Source organism: Clostridium sp. JS66, assembly GCF_033561535.1.
Lineage (GTDB): Bacteria > Bacillota > Clostridia > Clostridiales > Clostridiaceae > Clostridium_AM > Clostridium_AM carboxidivorans.
Map to the genome: position 1 here is coordinate 3,905,815 of NZ_CP131467.1, position 19,322 is coordinate 3,925,136.

The following is a 19,322-nucleotide window of genomic DNA, read 5'->3' on the forward strand; positions in this document are numbered from 1 at the left end:
TTCTTAGCTCAAAATTTTTGAAAGCCTTAGAACTTTAGTCCTGTCTGAGGGAACCGAGTTTGACAAAGTTCTTAGGCTTTCAAAAATTTTGAGCTTTAGAATAATTAAAACATTTAGCCGTGATGACACCCTTATCATATATCACGGAATGAAAGTTAAAATCCAAACTTCCACTGCACCTTTGTGTCGCATTATTTTTAAACTGTTCATCCATTTTTATATATAATTTATGTGCACTTTTTTTCCTAAAGCTTTCATCTGATTATACAATTCCCCTACTAATTTCAGCTTTATGCTCAAATCCACAGGAAAATCAGGATTTTGGTGTGCTGGATTTACAGCCATTCCTACCCATAAATTTAAATGAGTACAATCTTCCATGAGAATTTTAACTAAAGAAGATACTCCATCCTTTCCATCACAATCTATAAATCCCCTATCTTCAAAGGAAGGGTCCAGATACTTTTTTATTTTTTCTATAACCATGCTTAAGGTCAAAACACCTTCTGTTATTAAATCTATTCCATCCATGGTAGCCGTAGGAGGAACATCCTTATTAAAAAAGTCCAAATTAACTTTAAGCTTTTTACCAAGTTCTCTTTCTGCAATGTTGGCAGCAGTTCCTCCACATATGACCTTTTTACCTGGACTATCCATAAAATTCCTTATGACAACACTATCCATTTCCTTATCTTTAGGAGGTCCTGTAAACAAATTTACAAAAGATGGTTTTCTCACCTTAATAGAAACAACAGTAGTATCATCCCCTGGTTTACAGCAGTACAAATTCCAGCATGCTTCAAGTAAATCTTTAGCTACAACTTGCACATTTAGATTGCTGCCAGTTCTCTTTTTAAGGTAAGCTTCTACATCCTTCCACTGCCAACCTAAGTTTAATATCTCTCCAAGTCCTGCATGTATTACTCCATCACTTACTACAGTAAGCACATCATCTTCCTGCAAGACCAAATTACTTTCCTTTATAACTTTACCATTTATAATAGATTTCTTTTTACTTATTTCCATACTTTCGCCATTTCTCATAGCAAAAAAAGGTGGATTATCATATTCTGCAATATATGCTTGTCCATTATTATAAATCTTGATTATGGTAAAAGTAGAATATGCAATGTTTCTAACCTTACATACTGGAAGAGTGTTAGCTATGGTATCCACTGTTTCATATATATTGGCACCTTCTTTAAGCATAGTACCTGCAATTTTAGAAGTTAAAGTGGCCAAAATATTAGCCTTAACGCCGCTTCCAAGTCCATCTGCCAGCACTATTATTGTACAATCCTCTAACCTTACCACATTCACCATATCTCCTGGCAGTTCTTCTCCATGCTTTATTAAAGTGCCATGAGCTACTTCTATAAAAAAATCCATTAACTATCACACCCTTTTTCTTCTTCTACTACTTTTTTCAACTTAGTCAATGCAATTTTAGTTTCTGCTGTAGTCTCACCTAGTAAACTTGCTATTTCCTGTGCCACACGCATCTGTTTTTCTATTACTTCCTGTGCTGTATTTATGGTATTTTCTTTAAGCTTCACAAGCTTTCTTTTATTTTTTTCTTCCTCTGTAATATTCACCAAGGCTATCATCACTATGTCCTGTTTTTCAATATATCTCACCGTTTCTATGAAATCCAAATTATAACTTGGGAAGGATACTTTTTTGCCTAGTATATCCTTTCCTGTTTCCTTTACACATCTAAAATCCTCGTCATCCATAATCAAGGCTATTGGTTTATTTACTATATTTTCAGCCTTAACTGTAAATGCCTTTTCTGCAGCAGGATTAATATCTTTAATTCTCATTTCTCCATCTAGAAGTATAATACAGTTTACGATGTTTTCAAATATAACATTTCTTATACTTTCAGCTCTATTTCTCATATAGTGAAGACACATATTGGATTCTGCCATACCTTCAAATATAGCTTGAGCCTTTTCTCTACAAGTATTGTAACCGCATACTCCACAATTCAATTCATCTTCAACACTGTATTTTCCCATTTCCATCAGTATCTTTTCTATTTCTTTTTCTGAAGCTGCACTTTTTTCAATACTCTTATCTATAAAGGATCTGGAAAAGTCTATATCCTCATCTATGTCCAATTTTTGTTCACCAATAGAGATATTTTTATTTATATAATTTTTAACCTTTTGAACTCTCTTGTAATAACCTTTTTCATTATTTATCATACCTGGTCCGCCAATGCAGCTCCCTTTACAAGCACTAGCTTCAATAAAAGCACTAGTAATTTCTCCCTTTTCAATGCTCTTAAATAACTCCATACATTCTTCTGTACCACTTACAGATATGACTTCTAGTTTTTTATCTTGAATAACATCACTTACGCAACTTACTATACCTTTAAACAAGGGATATTTTCTTCCATCCTTAAAGGAATTTCTGTCAAATTCATCCGGTTCTAAACCCTGTATATCCATATTTAAACCTTCTACCCAATCTGTAAGTTCTTCAAAAGTTATTACTGCATCTAAAACATCCTTATTTATGAAGCTTTCAGACTCTATTTTTTTCCCCATACAAGGTCCAATAAATACTATGAAGCTGTCTTCTCCATAAATCTTTCTTAACACCTTTCCATGTGCAATCATAGGGGATACTGTTGGGATCATGTATTTAATTAGCTTAGGAAAGTACTTTTCAATTATATAGTTAGCTGAAGGACATGCTGTTGATATATAGTTGTCCAACTTTTCTTCTTTCATATACTGTCTGTACAACTCTGAAACTACATCTGCTCCTGAAGCAGTTTCTTCTATATGAAAAAAGCCTAATTTTCTGAGTACACTTACAAACCTGCCAGGGTCTACGTCAAAAACCCCTGCAAAGGAAGGTGCAATAGTTGCTATTACTTTTTTTCCTGAATTTATAGCCTCTTTAAGTCTTTCCAAATCACTTACTATATGTCTTGCCTTTTGAGGACATATTGCCAGGCAGTGACTGCATGCAATACATCTATCCTCTACAATTTCTGCTTGTTGATTTTTGAATTTTATAGCTTTCACAGGACAGGATCGTAAACACTTGTAGCAATTTTTACAATTAGCACTGGAAAAATTCATATATTTCATTGTTTTGTCCTCCTAGTAACCTCTTCATCAAAAAACTGCTCCACATTTTTTTCATTAACTGAATATATTTTTTCTTCCTCATCAATTTTTACTGAAACCCCTTCCGTACAATGACCAAGACAAAAGGCTCCTTTTAATTCAACTGAAGCTTCTAATTTATATTGTGAAATTAATTTTTGCAAACTATTTATAACCTTATAAGATCCTTTTAAATGACAAGCACTTCCTACACAAACACTAATAGTTACCACAATATCACTCTCCAAAAATTTTAAAATTTAATGTCGAAAATATTATACACTATAATTTTCGTCAATTATTAACTACATATACAGGTATATTTTTTGTTAAATTTTAATCACATTATAATACAATTTTACAACAAAAAATAAAAAAATCCTATGTTAATTTATATATAAAACCCTATTAGCTGTTAAAAACTTGGATTTTAAAAATATAGCTATTAAATCTACAAATGGTTTTTCAGCAGAAAATACCTCTAATGCTAAACAACCATTTACCTTAGATAAAAATGTAAGTAATTCTGCAATTACAATCAATAAGTAAATTTGAATTACTATTTGTATACAAGGTTGATTTTTTTATAAGTATTAAGCAGTTTAATCACACTTTACTATCATAAAACATATAATAATTTTATAAGCCTATGAAAGGAATGAATTATATGTATAATCCTTACCAAACATATCCATCTTCTTATTTTGTTAACCCACAAAGATATATGCTTAATGCTTATAGAATGTATCAATGTCCTTGTATGATGAATATGCCTATGTATGCTCCAGGCTTTTCAAATCAAAATACTGACAACAGATATGTTCCTTTTGCTAATAATATGAAAAATAACATGAATAGCAATTTAAAGCCTAATTACCCTAATTCGCCTATAAACAGTAATTTAAAATCCAATTCTTCGAAACCTTCAAAGGATGAAGCTCCAGCTCAGTCAAAGGATTATGGTCCAGAACCATTTGCAATTAATATTGAGGAGGCTACTAAGGAAAATAACTATTATCGTAGTACTCTATGGACAGGAAAACACTACCAACTCACTTTAATGAGTATAGATCCAGGAGATGACATAGGATTGGAAGTTCACCCTGATGTTGATCAATTCTTACGTATTGAAGAAGGTCAAGGAATTGTAAAAATGGGTAACAGCAAAAAACACTTGGATTTTCAAATGAAAGTTCACGATGGTTTTGCAATATTTGTGCCTGCTGGTACATGGCATAATGTAATCAATACAGGAAAGGGACCTATTAAATTATATTCTATTTATGCACCACCTCAACACCCACATGGTACACTTCACAAAACTAAGGCAGATTCTCAAGCTGCTGGAGATTAAAGTATCCACTAATATAAACTTAAAGCTTGTTTTGCATTAGCAAAACAAGCTTTAAAAATAAATTAGTTTTCTGACGTAAGGAGGAAAACTCACCTTCATTGTCCTCTGTTCTCTGTCAATTGTCCTCTGAAAAAAAGTTGAGTTATTAAATATTTATATATCATAGCCTTGATGCAACTTCATAAGCATCCCAAATAGCATACATAATATTAGAAACCTTTCTTGCATCACCTAAAAACCGTATATCTTGAACTTCATATTTAAGTGAATCATAAAGTTCTTTATTGGAATCATATCCTACAGCAAGGACTACTGAATCTGCTTCGATTTCTCTTTCATAACTACCTTCTATATTTACAAGAACACCTTTATCAGTAGTCTTTAGAACCTTTGATGAAGTTAGAACATTAATGTGATTGTATTTAATAAGAGCCATAAGCATTCCAAAATTAGCGAAACAACTTGGTCCATTTAAAGCAAGCAAACTATCCATAGCTTCAACAATGGTAACTTCTTTACCCATTTTCTTTAAATAAAGAGCTGTTTCACAACCAACAAGACCTCCACCTAAAACTACAACTTTATCTCCTGCCTGTTTTTTTCCACAAAGCACATCTGCAGCATTAAATACTTTACTATTATCTCCTAAATCAAAGACTTTAGGTTTTGAACCTGTAGCTATTATTACAACATCTACTTTGCTATTTTTCACAATTTCTGGTGTAACTTCAGTATTGAGTTTTATATCCACATTCAAATCTTTTAAAGTATTTTCATACCATTTAATAAGTGCCCTGTCATCTTCTTTAAAATCAGGAACTCCTCCTGGAATTAAGTTTCCTCCAAGTCTTTCGGTTTTTTCATAGATTACTGGTTCATGTCCGCGTAATTTAAGAACTCTTGCAGCTTCACATCCTGCTACGCCGCCCCCTACTATCAACACTTTTTTTGACTTAAGTGCTGGAATAAGAAAATTAACACCTTCTCGACAAGCTTCAGGGTTAACAGCACAGTTGAGAGATCCACTCTTTACCATACGCCCTAAACATCCTTCATGACATGAAAGACATGGTCGTATCAACGCAGTTTTATCTAATCGCAATTTATTTACATAATCAGGATCTGCAAGAAGTGGTCTTCCAAGTCCTATCATATCGCAAGCACCATCCTCTAAAGCAGAAAGTGCAATATCAGGATTATCCATACGTCCTGCGCATATTATTGGAACATTTACTGCTTCTTTCATTATTTTTGCATATGGAATATATAATCCCTTCTTTTGATACATAGGCGGATGATTCCACCACCATGAATCATAACATCCTACATCCACATCCAATGCATCATACCCATATTGTACAAGTAACTTTCCTGCTTCTATTCCTTCTGGAATATCTTTACCCTTTTCTTCAAATTCTTCACCTGGCAGTGCTCCCTCTCGCCAGTCTTTTATAAAGCTCTTAGGACTGTAACGAAGTATAACAGGAAAATCATCTCCACAACGCTTTTTTATTTCTTCAACAACTTCACGTGCAAAACGCAAACGATTTTCAAGACATCCACCATATTCATCAGTACGATGATTAAAAAAGGAAATAGCAAACTGATCCAGTAGATAACCTTCGTGCACTGCATGAATTTGAACACCATCAAAGCCTGCACGTTTTGCATTTACTGCTCCTTCCCCAAACATCTTAACAATATGATGTATTTCATCTTTGCTAATCTCCCTACAAGTTACATCCACCCATCGATTTTGAATAGGAGAAGGAGCTATTGGTGGCACATTTTCATTTGCTGGTGGAGCCACTCTTCCAAATCCCGCACTCATCTGCAAAAAAACCTTGGAATCATATGCATGTATTCGTTCTGTCATTTCACTGGCAGTTCTTACAAAATGAACTGGATTATATGTGGAACAGGGAACACCAGGCATTTCATGAGATTCAACCTCATTTTCTACAAAGGTTACACCAGTTATAATAAGACCAGTACCTCCACGAGCACGAGCTACATAGTAGTCTAGACCTCTTTGATTAAATGCCCCTTCTGCATCCCCAAGCCCTTGAGGCCCCATAGGTGCCATGGCAAAACGATTTTTAATTTCAATACTTCCAATTTTTACACATTGAAATAACTTTTTGTATTTATAAGTCATATATAAGCCTCCTTAATTAAGTACTATGAAAATTTATGGACAATACATTTATATAAATCCAAGAGAGAGTATTTATTTCATCTCTTTAAATATCAAGCTAAATTTATTTACTTATCGAAGCAGCTACATTTTTGGGTTTTGTAAAAGCTATTATAAGGAACATGACTACAGAAGCAGTTAAAATACATGGTGCAGCTATAAACCAGGCCGCTTTTGGACCTTTAAGCCCAAACATATTGGTTATAAAAGCTAAAACTATAGGAGATACAAACTGCCCTAATCCCATTAAGGCAACATATATGGAAAAAGCACGTGCAGAAGCAGACTTATCCGCAGAAGCTACTAATTTAACACCAAAATCTGGATTGTATATTCCATAGCCTATGCCAAAGATAATACCTGCAAAAATATACATTGAATAAGTACTTACATTTATCAAAATTAAAAATGAAGCTCCTATCAGACCAACAGCAATTGCAATGGTAAACCTTTTAAACATATTGAATACTTTTCCATACATCATGCCTGCAACAAAAGCTCCTCCTGTAAATACAGTAAGTACAAATCCAGCTTCAGGAGCACTTCCTATTTTTCCTGCTGTCATTACCATGGCTACATTTGTCATGAATGTGAATTGTAAGATATTTAATAAAGCATTTAAAAATGAAAGAATATAGGTTTTTGGAGTTAACTTACCACTTGGAGCACCTTCTGATATTTTTTTGTTTTTAATATCTGGTACTTTAAATATGATAAGAAAACAAATTGGTATCATAAGAAGAAATCCTAAAAAAGCGTATCTCCAGCTTATTGCAGCCAAAACTCCTCCCATCATCTGAAATACTACTCCAGCCAAAGCTCCTATTGCAGATTTATAGCCCATAAGGCTTTTAAATTCATTCCCTTGGAACATATCTGCAAGAATTGGTGTAGAAAGTGGAAATAAAAGGCCATAACCAGCACCAAAGATGCCCCTCATAATAAGAATAAATGTCATATTATTTGCAAACGCGGGAAGGATGCCTCCAACAAATTGAAGTAACATGGCAATATATAGTATTTTCTTCTTACTAATAAAGCGCTCAAGCTGTCCAGCTACCAATGAAAATATTACCATCATCAAAGATGGTAAAGCAGCAATCTGTTTTACTACTTCCTGGCTCACACCAGGGAATGCTTTTGCTATTTCTCCCAGTGCAGGTGTAGTAACACTTGTTGTATACATCAGTAGAGCTATTGATAAAACCGCTGCCTTCTCTACAAAACCATACTTTTTCTCCGCCATAATTTCCCTCCATTTAATAATTGTATTTACAAGTTTTCATAAATTAAAGCTAACTATTCTTTTGCAGCTGCAAGCATAGCTTTAATATTTTCAGGCTTTGAGTTAGGTGGTGCACAGCAGCCTGCAGCCATAAAGAATCCTTGAGGTGAAAATTCATCTACAAGCCTTTTACTGTAAGCATATACCTCCTCTGGTGTACCTAATGATAAAAGTGATGGAGATACATCTCCCATGAAAGCCATATGTCCGCCAAGAACCTGTTTAGCTTTAAAAATATCAGTTGAACTGTCAGGATGAAAAATAGCTCTCCCCTTAGGCACATCAAGAAAATAGTCTAAAAAACGACCCCAGTCTAAATCTAAATGAAGATAAATATTAGATCCTTCCTCAATAATTACATCAATTATCTGTTTCATATATCTCCACATAAAGCGATCAAAATTTTTCATAGATAAAAAGTCCCCTGCTCCACGGCCTCCTCCTAAAAATACAGCAAGTGGTTTTTGATCACGTATTTGCTTCCTTAAATTATTTAACCTATCCACCATAGCTGCATCACATGCTGCTTGAAGCTTATCTGGTATCTTGTGTAAATCTCTCATTAACTTTGGTATAGATCGACCTCCACTAAAAGCAGCAAATGGTGTACCTGCCATTACAGGAGTTAATATTACACAACCTGCATCTATATATTTTTTTCTAACCTTACCAGCAATAGTCCCATAGTAATTCATTTCTTCTAATGCATTTCCCAGATTCCTTTTACAGTAATCCGTAAAAAAGTAATTCCAGCCCTTATCAATAACAATGTCATAATCTTCTTCAGTCATCTCACCACGTTCATCTATCTGCCACTGTACATCATCCTTGAGCTCACGCCCAGGTACCTTTGTATGAGAAAGTTGAATTGCACCATTTATTGGTGGATAACCAGTTGGACCAATAACACAATCTATATCACCTATGGATTTAAGTGAATTTACTACCTTTTCTTCTGCTGACAAGTTGTCTGTTACAAGCTCAGACAGTTTTCCTCCTGCATACCTAAGCAAAAATGCTCCTGCATGAAGCATAATAGGTGTTTTATCTGTTTTTTCCATTGCAATATTTTTTTTGATTCTTTCCAAATGTTCATTATACAATTCTTCATTACTTTTCATACTAATAATTGCACCTCCAAAAATTAATATACTAATTGACTATTGATAATTCTTCCTATATCAATGCTATCAAAGTCAGAATATTTTTACATCGTCATATATTGAAAAGATATCAATGGTTTATTGTAAATATTTACAATCATATGAAAAATTCTGAAAATTTCAATCTTGTTAAGTCCATACCAATGAACTATAATTAATTTTATGGAGGGTAAATAATGTTAGTTCTAATGAGTGAAATTGTTAATAAATTACTAAAATATAGCCCTGTTTTTAGAATTAAATATGATTTATATGTGAAACGCTGTAAATTTCTTGATTGTAATGATTTTTCATTAAATTCAGATACCATTTATTTGGGAAGTGTTTCAAACCTATCATCAGATATTTCTTTAGATAGTCCCACAAATTTACTGTTTTTATCAGATGTGGACATACCTAAATATTTGAAGAATAATACTATGATAAATTACATTTTAATTAATGAAAATGTAATCAGTTCAAAAATTTTTAATGAATTACAGGATTTATTTTCATTTCATGAGATGCAAGCGGTTTGCTCTGAAAAATTGTTTAAGGCTTTATGTAAAGGTGATAATACCAAACAACTTTTGGATACTTGTATGGAAATGCTGGAAAACCCACTGCTTTTAACAGATTCATTCTTACATTTGATCGATTACTCAGGATTTAATGACAATATAGACGAGCCCCTATGGAAGGAATGTATTACAACTGGACATATACCTTTAAAATACATAAATCAACGAAATTTTAATTTGACAATAAAAAACACTATAGATTCAGATATTATGTGGGAAATTGGCTCTTTGAAACATAAACAGATACTAGCAAGAATACGTTTAAATGGCACTGTAATTGCCTACCTTAAAATACTTCAATATAACAAGGAAATCACCCAAAGTGATATAACAATTATCCCTGAAATTTGCAGCGTTCTGGCACTTGCAATAGAAAAAAGTAGATATAGTTTTTTTATTCCTAAATCTCCTATTGAAACATTACTAATAGATCTATTAAAAGGAAGAATGATTTCAGAAATTTCTATTGAAGAAATAAAAAATCAATTAAAATATCCATACTATTACGTTATCAGTTTTTATATTAGAAGTCCTGTTCCCGATTTAACCACCAAACTTTATCATATGAAGGGACTAATCAGCAGCTTCTTTTATCATTATCATACAGTGATATATGCTGATCATATAATTACACTTATTGATAAAAAAACTGGTAATGAACCAGTGATAGACACTACTATATTTAATTCATTTACTCAATTATTATCAGATAACAAGCTTACTGCAGGCATCAGCCGATGTTTTGAAAACTTAATGGAAATTCCAAAATTTCATATGCAATCAGTGAAAGCTGCTGAATTAGGATATAAATTAGACAAAGAGGACACTCCTTACTTCTATAATGACTATGCTGTTTATCATTTATTTGATACCTGTTCTTCCAAAGAAAATCTTGAAGAATTTTGTGATCCCTTAATATTACAATTAATTAACAGAGATAAGGAAAATGGAACTTCCTATACGCTAAGTCTTTATAATTATATTAAAAATAATTTTGATATGCAAAAGACATCAAATTTTATGAATGTACACTACAATACTATGAAGTACCGACTTAAAAAAATTCAAGATATTCTTCAAATTGATTTAAATAATAGTAATACTGTATTTCATATTAATCTTTCCTTTCGAATTCTAGAATTACTAGGATACCTTAAATTATAAAAAATTGAATTTGAAAAGCTTTAATAATCTATTAAAATAATGGAGCTGCCGCACTAAAAATAAATCACACAACATATTGTATGTAAATTTCTTAATGCAACAGCTCCATTTTTATATTATTTTTTTATTTTTTTATTTGCCTCAGCCATTTCCTCATCTGATAAATGATAAGGGAATGTAGACACAATTATATTATTGTTTTTAAGTAACGTTTCTCTAATAAAGAAGCTTGTATGGTTATGTAAAACCTTACCAAACTGTCCGTGAGTAATAAACTGCGGTACAATTACTGTTACTTTTTCATTTTCAACTGCTTTATCTGCAATTGACACTATATTTTGCAAAAGAGGAGTAATTACAGCTCTATAAGGTGAATATTTAGCAATAAGAGTAATATCTGTATCTAGCTCACTCCATCTTTGTTTTAATTTTTCCATTGCTTCCATATCTGTTGAAATGTTAAGAGCAATAACATTGTCACTTATGCTTTGTGCATACTTAAGTGCACCAATTACAGCCTTGTTTAAGCTGGCAATTGGAACTATTACAGTATGAGTATATTTTATCCTTAAATTTAATTTCTTTAAATTTATCTGACTTATACTTAAACCATTAGCAACCTTATTATAATGATGTTTAATTCTCATCTGAACTAAAATTATCATTGGAATTAGAATGGCAACTATAAATGCACCTTCACTAAATTTTTCAACTAAAATTATTATAGTTGTAAGTAAGGTAACAAAAGCACCACATCCATTGATAATAGCACGTTTTATCCAACCTTTGCCTCTCTCTTTTCTCCAGTGATTTACCATACCAAATTGACCTAAAGTAAAAGATATAAATACGCCAATTGCATATAATGGAATCAGTCTATGGGTATCTGCTTTAAATATAGTAACTAAAACACAAGCTATAAATGATAAAGCACAAATTCCAACGGAAAAACTAAGTCTTTTACCTCTAATAGTAAATTGTCTTGGAGCAAAGCCGTCTTTTCCAACTATGTACATGAGCATTGGAAAACCTGTATATGCTGTGTTACATGCCATAAGTAAAATTACAGCAGTACTAAATTGTATTACATAATACATTATTCCATTATGGAAAACCCCAAAAGCTATTTGCGAAACAACTGTAGGACCATTGGCAATTGGTACAGCTGTGTAAAATATAGCAAGTACTGAAGTACCACCAAATATGAAAAATATTAAAGCTGCTAACAATAACATAACAGTCTTCGCGCTTTTTTGGCTAGGTTCCTGAAAGTTTGGAACAGAGTTACTTACTGCTTCTACTCCTGTTAATGCAGAACAACCTGAAGAAAAAGCTCTCAAAACAAGAAATATTGATAAATTTTCTGTGGTCCCTGCAGGAACAGAAAACATAGGTTGTGGATGTATATTTAGTACAAAATACTTGAATAAACCGTATACAATCATAAAAATCATACTAAATATAAAAATATAAGTAGGTATAGCAAAAATTTTTGAAGATTCACTTATTCCTCTTAAATTTAAAATAGTCAAAACTATAATTATAGCCACAACAAAAATAACTTTATATTCTGCTAGGCCCACAAATGCTGAAATAATAGCATCTGCACCTGCACTAGCACTAACTGCAACAGTAAGTATATAACTAATTATAAGTCCTGCACCTGCAGACAAGCCAGCCTTGTCTCCTATATTTTCCTTTGCTACCTTATAAGCTCCTCCACCTTGAGGATAAGCTCTTATAATTTGAATATATGCAATGGTAAGTATTATGAGCAGTCCTATAATCATAAAGGATGTCCATGTTAACCATTGATATGCAGATGCACCTAAAACTATTAATACGAAAAGAATTTCCTGTGCACCATAGGCAACAGATGATATTGCATCACTGGCCATAATTGCTAATCCAAAAGGAATATTATACTTTTCATGTTTTCCTTGCTCATTAGCTAAAGGTTCTCCAAATAAAACATCTAAAAATTTCTTAAGCATTTAGTTTCTCTCCTTATGTTCTCTTTCGTTCAATCTTTAAAAGAATGAATATAATAAATATATTAATATAATTAATATTTACACAAACATAAATTTCCCCGCTGTCATGTTTTTTAGTTTTAACTTTTTATTACAATACATTACATTTTCACCTTTAAAACTAAAAAAACGCTCACTTACAAATATACATGATAAAACATACTTTTTCAATTAAATAATTTGATAATCAGCTCTTATTTTTTTTCGGATATTCAAATGGTAATTCTATCATCAAAATCATGTTTTGATACAATTTAAATCATTTATAGACTATTCATATTTATCTTCATATTTCAGCTTATTTTAAAAATTTCTTCATAACTTCTTTATATGAATATTATATAATTTCATTAATGTATAATCATTTTATTAATTAAAGAAAATTTACTGGAGGGATAAGTATGAATTGTCATGGAAATAGTAAAAATAAACAAAATTCTCATAATGATAGCCCATTAAAACATATGCTCCACATGGTTATTTGCTGTGGCTTACCTCTAATTTTGGTAGGATTATTGCCAGCTATATCAAGGCTTAGCCCTAGTGCCAGCATTGTAATTGGAAAATTTACACCATTTTTATGTCCATTGATGATGATTTTTATGATACCAATGATGATTGGCAGCAATAAAAAAAGTAATTGTTGTGACAATAAAAATGCTGATATTGATAACAAGGATTTAGTGTAAATTAAAAAAACATTTGAATCATCCTAAACTTCAGGATGGTTCAAATGTTTTTTTAATTGGGTGTAAACATGTAAAAATAAAGCTATGCTTGATTTTCTGGCATAAATGTTGCACAGTCCGTTTCTTGTGTATCTCTTGCATTTCTAGGTTGAACTTCTATCTGTGCTGCACTGCAGTGATCACCAGACATATAATAGTGACAACTATTAACAACACATTTAACCCCTTCATTTGGTCTACTCATTTTTTCTGGTTGCATAAATGCTTCCTCCTTTTATATATAAAAATAATCAACACTACTATTGTTTCTAAAAGATATTTTTTTATACTAAAAACATTTTTAGTAAATCAAAACTCTCCAACTTCTAGACTATTACAAAATTTCATCAACTTTTTTGTACTTAAAATATAACCTTTTGTATTTCTTAATTTCTTCATAATTTCTTTATATAAATAATATATAATCTAATTAAATTGTAATTGTTTTCTAATTAAAGAAAACGTACTGGAGGGATAAGTATGAATTGTCATGGAGATAATAAACGAAATTAGTAACTTTACATATAATTACCGTTCAGTTTCTACCTTCTAGTATGTAATAAACTTTTAAAGAAAGGTGTGTTATTATGAACATAGAAATTAATCGTGGTGTTAAAGAGTATCTAAGTGAAAAAGCTATTCAGGATATTTATATAGAAATGGTCAATAGAGGTGCGTGCTGCTCAGGTAATGTTTTTATTCCTGTAGTTAGATTAGGAAAACCATCTTACGAGGAAAGATACAACTTTTTTGTCAAAGATGAAATCACACTTTACGTTCCTAAAAATGTAAATAACCAAAATATTGAAAACATCATAATTAAGGTTCGTAATATTTTAGGTCATAAATCTTTACTTGTAAATGGTATACTTGCATATAAACAAAAAACTTACGAGAGGAAAAAATATTAAAAATATTTCCAATGTCATTCATACCAGACATACCTTGCATATTCTGCATGTTATTCATATTTCGCATACCTTGAGTACTCTACATATTCATACCATTCATGTTCATACTTGAAGTTAATCCTAAAATTGCTGCTGTAATTACAGTAGTATTCTTTATTATGGATCTGAACTTAAATCTCTAAATAATTTAGAATTTTGATTCTTTAAAAAAGCTTCTTTTATCCGAGCTAAACAAGTCTACATAGAATAAGTTACAAATAATAAATCCTTAAGCTTTTTATTTAATACTTAATAATTTTATAATTAAGAAAGCAGTATTTAAGTATATAGAATTCTTCTATCATACGAAAATACTGCTTTTCTTTGCTGGTCATAATTATAATATAAACTTAAATAATGTTAAAGAGGATGTTTTTTAAATATTTTTCTTATAAAATTTATCTATATAGAAAAAACTCAACACTAAAAGTAGTTATATTTCTTTACCAATTTCAAATAATCATCATATAATGCCAACTTTTCAGCATATTGTAGAAAAAGGCTGTAAAAATAAGTAAAACTATTTATGCAACATTTCATTGATAAATTGCAAATAAGCTATTGAAGGATAAAAAAGAAAGAGAGGTAATAATATGCTTACTTACGAAACTGATTTTCAAAATTTTTTAAAAAGATTAAGGTCCAGAGATAATGACTCTTTATTTAATAAAGAATTAATGTGTTATTTAAATCGTAAGCTAAAACTCTTAGAAATTCAGTTGTTTGAATGCATTTATTATAAAAAGGACCAGGCTGGAGATGAAGCATCTCTTCAAGCTATAATCAAAAACTTTGAAACTTCTTCATGACAACTTTAGAGAAATTATATACTGGCACTATTTTAAGTAAAAATCTTTAAAGGAATATGCAGAGCTTAAAAATATGAAATACTCAGCTGCAAAAAAGCGACATGAAAGAGCACTTGAAAAGTTGCAGCAAATAATTATAGCAATAAGTAAATAAAATTTCTTTTATCTCAAAATGAATACTATTTTTAAAAACAAAATTATGTAGTTAAAGGATTGGTGTTAAGGTTGAAAATAAAAGTATGAACTGTCACTAGTGTAAAATTGCATAGCAAACAAGCCATCATTTGATGACTTAAAAAAATTAAATATAGATGAGAACAATAAGTTTAGGTAGCTGACTTGATTTTATAACCTTGGAACTGTGCCATTAAAATAGCTTGCTCCACTGTGATTTCGCGTTCAACAGGAATAGCATCTGCTTTTTTATAAAGTTCAGCATTATAAGTTTCTTTATTTTTTAACATATTGTATAATGCTGTTAGAAGCATTCTTGCTATTGCAATGATTGCCTTCTTGTGACCGCGGCGTTTCCTTAAGCGGAGGTAGCGATTGCGGATTTCTGGATGCTTTTCACTTTTAACCACAGAAGTAGCACATTGTACTAAAAGTGGCTTAATGTAGCATCCAGCTTTGGAAACCCGGACAGATTTTTTCTTCCCTGCACTTTCATTGTTGGTAGGTGTTAGACCTGACCATGAGCATAAGTGTTTCGCCGAAGGAAAAGCCTCCATTTTGACACCAATCTCTGAAATGACAGTGATTGCAGAGAACGGATTTTTAAATGATGGAGCAGTTAGAATTAGGTCGAGTTCTTGTTGATAGGGACTGGCGAGCGCAAGAATCAGTTCTTCTAGCTCTGCTTTCCGGGATTCCAAATCCTCAAAATGTTTCTTTATAATCTTTAATTTACCAGCCTGTTCAGTAGAAATAAATCCATCAACGGCGAGCTCTATCTCAGGAATTTTGTTCCTCATAGAGCCATGAATTAAAGGTTTAATATCAAAGGAAGTATCCAAAGGATTTTCAAGAATCTTGTCTAAAATTCTTTTTGAACTTTTACCAAAAGTGTCCGAAACAACGTTTCCCAATTGGATATTAGAAACCGTGAGACAATTTTGAAGACGATTCTTCTCACTAGACATAAAGCAGGTTAGTTTGTAACGATAGCGCATAAGGTCACGAAGCTGACGAATGTCAGTAGGAGGCATAAAGCTACCGACAACAAGATCATGCTTAAACAGGTCAGCAATCCATTTCGCATCTTTCTTGTCAGTTTTTTTACCACGAATAGCCTTAACATATTTAGGATGTGCCAATACAATGGAACAACCTTTCTCTAAGATGTTGTACACAGGAATCCAATATTTACCTGTGGATTCCATACAAACATCCTTACAATTTGAATCAAGCAGCCATTGTAACAGCTCTTTCAAACCATTCGTGTAGGTAGAAAAGCGATGGCTCTTGTAGGTGGTAACACCTTTAGAATTAGTGGTTGCAATACAAGCAACTACAAAAGTATTGTGGACATCAATGCCACAACAGATTTTGTACACGATTTTTAAAGCCATAGGGACTCCTTTCTGAACTAAGAAGTTCTAAAAAAATTATAGGGAGAAACAGCATTGACTGACAGCCTAGCATTTAAACGAGATTGTTTAAACAAAGATAAGGTTACGTGCTCAAGGCACACTTATTTGTGCTTGAAAAGACAATCTACACATATAATTATTCGGTCATCTGACAAGTCAGACAGCCCACTCACCGTCCCGTGATTTGTAGTATACTGAAAATCCCTATGACTTAATAATAAAATATAAACTCACTCAAAGCCAACACTTTTCATTACGTTTTGTGCCTTGAGCGAAGTGAAAGGAATGGATATAATTATGAAAAAAGTACTTTTGAAAAATGAAATCACTATGGTTTTTCAACCTAAGCTTGCAGAAATTTTGGGAATTACAGAAAGTACAATACTTCAGCAAATTCACTACTGGCTTTTAAAAAGCAGTCACATAATAAATGGCAGGCCCTGGATTTATAACAGCTATGAAGCCTGGCACAACCAAATAAGCTTTTTATGCAAAAGAACCATAATAAGAACTATAAAAAAGCTTGAGGCTGCAGGAGTAGTTTTAAGTTCTAATTTCAATAAATCAAAAATGGACAAGACTAAATGGTACACCATAGATTATGAAAAACTTGAAAGCTTATGTGATGCTTTTGAAGATGGTACTAATTCAACAATTGACACTAAAGGAAAGCCAGATGAAAATTCATCTCACATTTCTGAAGATGATAAAAAACTAGAAGTTCCTTATAACTTAGAAGCAAATGAAATTTCTATGGATGGAAATATTTATTACAACAATGATAAAGCTTATGAAAATTTAGATGATGTAAATAAGTCCAGTAATAAGTACCTTTCTTCTTCTTCCATTGAGTCAAAAAGTCAAATGGATAATGCGTATTTTAATAAAGCAATACCAGAGATTACTACAGAGACTTGCTTAAAAAAAGAGGAAGAAGAGTTCACCGATGTTGTAAGTTTTTACAGTGACAATATAAGCTGTGCTAGTCCTTATGAAATTGACCAGCTAAAAAATTTCATGGAGGATTTTAATTCCAAGGACTTAATTATTCTTGGCATAAAACAGGCCCTAAAAAGCAATGCCAAAAACTTGAGATACATTGAAAAAGTGCTGTACAGCTGGAAAAATAAAGGTTTAAGGGATGAAAATGAGGTCATAAATTATTTAAATAATTATAAAAAACATAAGAGTTATTATGGTTTTCATAACTTTAAAACTAACAGTGATTTTCTTGATAATTATAAAAAGCTGCAAGGAGGGGAAAGCTTTGGAAGAACATGGAGAAACTATGAAAAGAGTTGGGGATATAATTCAAAGACTCAGGAAAAAAAATTTGGAAAACATGAAAGAAAGGAAACAAAAACAGAATGGTATCAAGGAGACATGGAAGGACTCATCTGAAGTTGACGCTTTAGAAAACTGACCAGAAGTAACTTTTTTAACTTCACCTTTATAACATTCTATAATCTGTTTATTTCTGTATATTCAACATTTTACCAACTATCTTTTAATTTTTAAACTTTATATGCCACATAATTCTTATAAAACTCTACGGCACCTGCAGTTCCTTTTGCCTTATATAAAATTTATAGACTATTTGGTTCATGGTATATATAGAATAATAGCAAAATTAGTTAGGTACCTTTAAATATTACTTGACTTCATCGTAAAATCAGTTTATATTATAAATATAGTTAGGTGCCTTGCTATATTTTAAGGAGGATTCAAATGGACAATAACCCTATTGATGAAAAGGATGAAAAAATAATTATTTCATCTGATGAACTATTAATTGCATTAAATAAATTTATAAATATGTACCAAAGAAGTTTATATAAAACACAATCTCACTATACACCTTATCGTGGTCAAGTTCGGCTTTTAAATATTATAGCTCAAAATGATGGATTTAGCCAAAAAGAACTTACTGAAATACTGGATGTTAGATCAGCAACATTGTCAGAACTACTAGATAAATTGGAACGTTCCAATCTTATTAAAAGGGCAAAAGATGAAGTGGATAAACGCAAAATGCGTGTATTTTTAACCGCTGATGGTTTAGAGTTTTTAAAAAAGTTTGAAAATAAAAATGATTTTTCAGAACAAATATTTGAAAGCCTATCCAGTGAAGAAAAATACTCATTTTACAATACAATCAAAAAGCTTTGTGCTCATTTTGAAGCACAAGCGATTCTCGAAGATGATTATTTAAGCGAACCATTACCGCCTCATCTTAGAGAACACATTCCACCTCATGAAAAAGATGGCCATCATCCAAAGCCTCCACTGCACCACCATAAATAAATTAATCAAAATATAAAGCTTACTTTATATTAAATATTGAGGAAGGTGATCCTAA

17 protein-coding genes are annotated in these 19,322 nt (G+C 31.7%); 8 read left to right on the plus strand and 9 right to left on the minus strand.

Annotated elements, in window-relative coordinates; translation table 11 throughout:
- Positions 1 to 216 precede the first annotated feature (216 nt).
- Genes Q6H37_RS18095 through Q6H37_RS18105 form a run of 3 tightly spaced genes read right to left on the minus strand, consistent with a single transcriptional unit; the run spans position 217 to position 3,361 of the window.
- Complete coding sequence (locus Q6H37_RS18095; protein WP_318734885.1) at positions 217 to 1,389, minus strand: SpoIIE family protein phosphatase; 1,173 nt, start codon at positions 1,387 to 1,389, stop codon at positions 217 to 219.
- Positions 1,389 to 3,110, minus strand: coding sequence for a [Fe-Fe] hydrogenase large subunit C-terminal domain-containing protein (locus Q6H37_RS18100; protein WP_318734888.1), 1,722 nt, complete (start codon positions 3,108 to 3,110; stop codon positions 1,389 to 1,391). The genes Q6H37_RS18095 and Q6H37_RS18100 overlap by 1 nt, the downstream gene beginning before the upstream one ends.
- Positions 3,107 to 3,361, minus strand: coding sequence for a (2Fe-2S) ferredoxin domain-containing protein (locus Q6H37_RS18105; RefSeq protein ID WP_318734891.1), 255 nt, complete (start codon positions 3,359 to 3,361; stop codon positions 3,107 to 3,109). Before Q6H37_RS18105 ends, Q6H37_RS18100 begins: the two co-directional genes overlap by 4 nt.
- A 190-nt stretch (positions 3,362 to 3,551) precedes the next feature.
- On the opposite strand from Q6H37_RS18105, the gene Q6H37_RS18110 reads away from it, so the two are divergent.
- Positions 3,552 to 3,677: a hypothetical protein gene (locus Q6H37_RS18110; RefSeq protein WP_318734894.1), complete on the plus strand. Its 126-nt coding sequence runs from the start codon at positions 3,552 to 3,554 to the stop codon at positions 3,675 to 3,677.
- Positions 3,678 to 3,795: 118 nt separating this feature from the next.
- Positions 3,796 to 4,482 (plus strand): cupin domain-containing protein, encoded by a 687-nt coding sequence (locus tag Q6H37_RS18115; protein WP_318734897.1) that lies wholly within the window; start codon positions 3,796 to 3,798, stop codon positions 4,480 to 4,482.
- A 160-nt stretch (positions 4,483 to 4,642) separates the two neighbouring features.
- Here Q6H37_RS18115 and Q6H37_RS18120 read toward each other — a convergent pair whose 3' ends face one another.
- The 3 genes from Q6H37_RS18120 to Q6H37_RS18130 form a co-directional block, all read right to left on the minus strand.
- Positions 4,643 to 6,640: an FAD-dependent oxidoreductase gene (locus Q6H37_RS18120; protein WP_318734900.1), complete on the minus strand. Its 1,998-nt coding sequence runs from the start codon at positions 6,638 to 6,640 to the stop codon at positions 4,643 to 4,645.
- Positions 6,641 to 6,743: 103 nt separating this feature from the next.
- On the minus strand, positions 6,744 to 7,925 hold the full coding sequence (locus Q6H37_RS18125; RefSeq protein ID WP_318734903.1) for an MFS transporter: 1,182 nt from the start codon (positions 7,923 to 7,925) through the stop codon (positions 6,744 to 6,746).
- A 53-nt stretch (positions 7,926 to 7,978) separates the two neighbouring features.
- Positions 7,979 to 9,085: a uroporphyrinogen decarboxylase family protein gene (locus tag Q6H37_RS18130; RefSeq protein WP_318734905.1), complete on the minus strand. Its 1,107-nt coding sequence runs from the start codon at positions 9,083 to 9,085 to the stop codon at positions 7,979 to 7,981.
- A 218-nt stretch (positions 9,086 to 9,303) separates the two neighbouring features.
- Between Q6H37_RS18130 and Q6H37_RS18135 the strand changes: the two genes are divergently transcribed.
- Positions 9,304 to 10,851, plus strand: a complete 1,548-nt coding sequence (locus Q6H37_RS18135) for a PucR family transcriptional regulator (protein ID WP_318734907.1) — start codon at positions 9,304 to 9,306, stop codon at positions 10,849 to 10,851.
- A 116-nt stretch (positions 10,852 to 10,967) separates the two neighbouring features.
- On the opposite strand, the gene Q6H37_RS18140 is transcribed toward Q6H37_RS18135, so the two are convergent.
- Positions 10,968 to 12,845, minus strand: coding sequence for an APC family permease (locus tag Q6H37_RS18140; protein ID WP_318734909.1), 1,878 nt, complete (start codon positions 12,843 to 12,845; stop codon positions 10,968 to 10,970).
- Positions 12,846 to 13,285: 440 nt separating this feature from the next.
- Between Q6H37_RS18140 and Q6H37_RS18145 the strand changes: the two genes are divergently transcribed.
- On the plus strand, positions 13,286 to 13,573 hold the full coding sequence (locus tag Q6H37_RS18145; protein WP_318734911.1) for a hypothetical protein: 288 nt from the start codon (positions 13,286 to 13,288) through the stop codon (positions 13,571 to 13,573).
- 82 nt (positions 13,574 to 13,655) lie between these two features.
- Here the strand turns inward: Q6H37_RS18145 and Q6H37_RS18150 are convergent, their stop codons facing one another.
- A complete protein-coding gene (locus tag Q6H37_RS18150) occupies positions 13,656 to 13,832 on the minus strand; it encodes a DUF1540 domain-containing protein (RefSeq protein WP_318734914.1) in 177 nt (58 codons plus the stop codon).
- 367 nt (positions 13,833 to 14,199) lie between these two features.
- Here Q6H37_RS18150 and Q6H37_RS18155 point away from each other — a divergent pair, with 367 nt between their 5' ends.
- Both Q6H37_RS18155 and Q6H37_RS18160 read left to right on the plus strand, forming a co-directional pair.
- Positions 14,200 to 14,523, plus strand: a complete 324-nt coding sequence (locus Q6H37_RS18155) for a CC/Se motif family (seleno)protein (protein WP_318734917.1) — start codon at positions 14,200 to 14,202, stop codon at positions 14,521 to 14,523.
- 632 nt (positions 14,524 to 15,155) lie between these two features.
- A complete protein-coding gene (locus Q6H37_RS18160; protein WP_318734921.1) occupies positions 15,156 to 15,371 on the plus strand; it encodes a hypothetical protein in 216 nt (71 codons plus the stop codon).
- A gap of 326 nt (positions 15,372 to 15,697) precedes the next feature.
- On the opposite strand, the gene Q6H37_RS18165 is transcribed toward Q6H37_RS18160, so the two are convergent.
- Positions 15,698 to 16,942 (minus strand): IS110 family transposase, encoded by a 1,245-nt coding sequence (locus Q6H37_RS18165; protein ID WP_318734740.1) that lies wholly within the window; start codon positions 16,940 to 16,942, stop codon positions 15,698 to 15,700.
- Between the two features lie 318 nt (positions 16,943 to 17,260).
- On the opposite strand from Q6H37_RS18165, the gene Q6H37_RS18170 reads away from it, so the two are divergent.
- Together Q6H37_RS18170 and Q6H37_RS18175 are read left to right on the plus strand one after the other, a co-directional pair.
- Positions 17,261 to 18,364, plus strand: a complete 1,104-nt coding sequence (locus tag Q6H37_RS18170; RefSeq protein WP_318734924.1) for a DnaD domain protein — start codon at positions 17,261 to 17,263, stop codon at positions 18,362 to 18,364.
- Positions 18,365 to 18,691: 327 nt separating this feature from the next.
- Complete coding sequence (locus tag Q6H37_RS18175) at positions 18,692 to 19,267, plus strand: MarR family winged helix-turn-helix transcriptional regulator (RefSeq protein WP_318734926.1); 576 nt, start codon at positions 18,692 to 18,694, stop codon at positions 19,265 to 19,267.
- The last annotated feature ends 55 nt before the right edge of the window (positions 19,268 to 19,322 follow it).

Coding starts and splice junctions, on each gene's coding strand:
- Q6H37_RS18095 (WP_318734885.1), bottom strand. CDS start 1,389: ATGGATTTTTTTATAGAAGTAGCTCATGGCACTTTAATAAAGCATGGA.
- Q6H37_RS18100 (WP_318734888.1), bottom strand. CDS start 3,110: ATGAAATATATGAATTTTTCCAGTGCTAATTGTAAAAATTGCTACAAG.
- Q6H37_RS18115 (WP_318734897.1), top strand. CDS start 3,796: ATGTATAATCCTTACCAAACATATCCATCTTCTTATTTTGTTAACCCA.
- Q6H37_RS18120 (WP_318734900.1), bottom strand. CDS start 6,640: ATGACTTATAAATACAAAAAGTTATTTCAATGTGTAAAAATTGGAAGT.
- Q6H37_RS18125 (WP_318734903.1), bottom strand. CDS start 7,925: ATGGCGGAGAAAAAGTATGGTTTTGTAGAGAAGGCAGCGGTTTTATCA.
- Q6H37_RS18130 (WP_318734905.1), bottom strand. CDS start 9,085: ATGAAAAGTAATGAAGAATTGTATAATGAACATTTGGAAAGAATCAAA.
- Q6H37_RS18135 (WP_318734907.1), top strand. CDS start 9,304: ATGTTAGTTCTAATGAGTGAAATTGTTAATAAATTACTAAAATATAGC.
- Q6H37_RS18140 (WP_318734909.1), bottom strand. CDS start 12,845: ATGCTTAAGAAATTTTTAGATGTTTTATTTGGAGAACCTTTAGCTAAT.
- Q6H37_RS18145 (WP_318734911.1), top strand. CDS start 13,286: ATGAATTGTCATGGAAATAGTAAAAATAAACAAAATTCTCATAATGAT.
- Q6H37_RS18150 (WP_318734914.1), bottom strand. CDS start 13,832: ATGCAACCAGAAAAAATGAGTAGACCAAATGAAGGGGTTAAATGTGTT.
- Q6H37_RS18155 (WP_318734917.1), top strand. CDS start 14,200: ATGAACATAGAAATTAATCGTGGTGTTAAAGAGTATCTAAGTGAAAAA.
- Q6H37_RS18160 (WP_318734921.1), top strand. CDS start 15,156: ATGCTTACTTACGAAACTGATTTTCAAAATTTTTTAAAAAGATTAAGG.
- Q6H37_RS18165 (WP_318734740.1), bottom strand. CDS start 16,942: ATGGCTTTAAAAATCGTGTACAAAATCTGTTGTGGCATTGATGTCCAC.
- Q6H37_RS18170 (WP_318734924.1), top strand. CDS start 17,261: ATGAAAAAAGTACTTTTGAAAAATGAAATCACTATGGTTTTTCAACCT.
- Q6H37_RS18175 (WP_318734926.1), top strand. CDS start 18,692: ATGGACAATAACCCTATTGATGAAAAGGATGAAAAAATAATTATTTCA.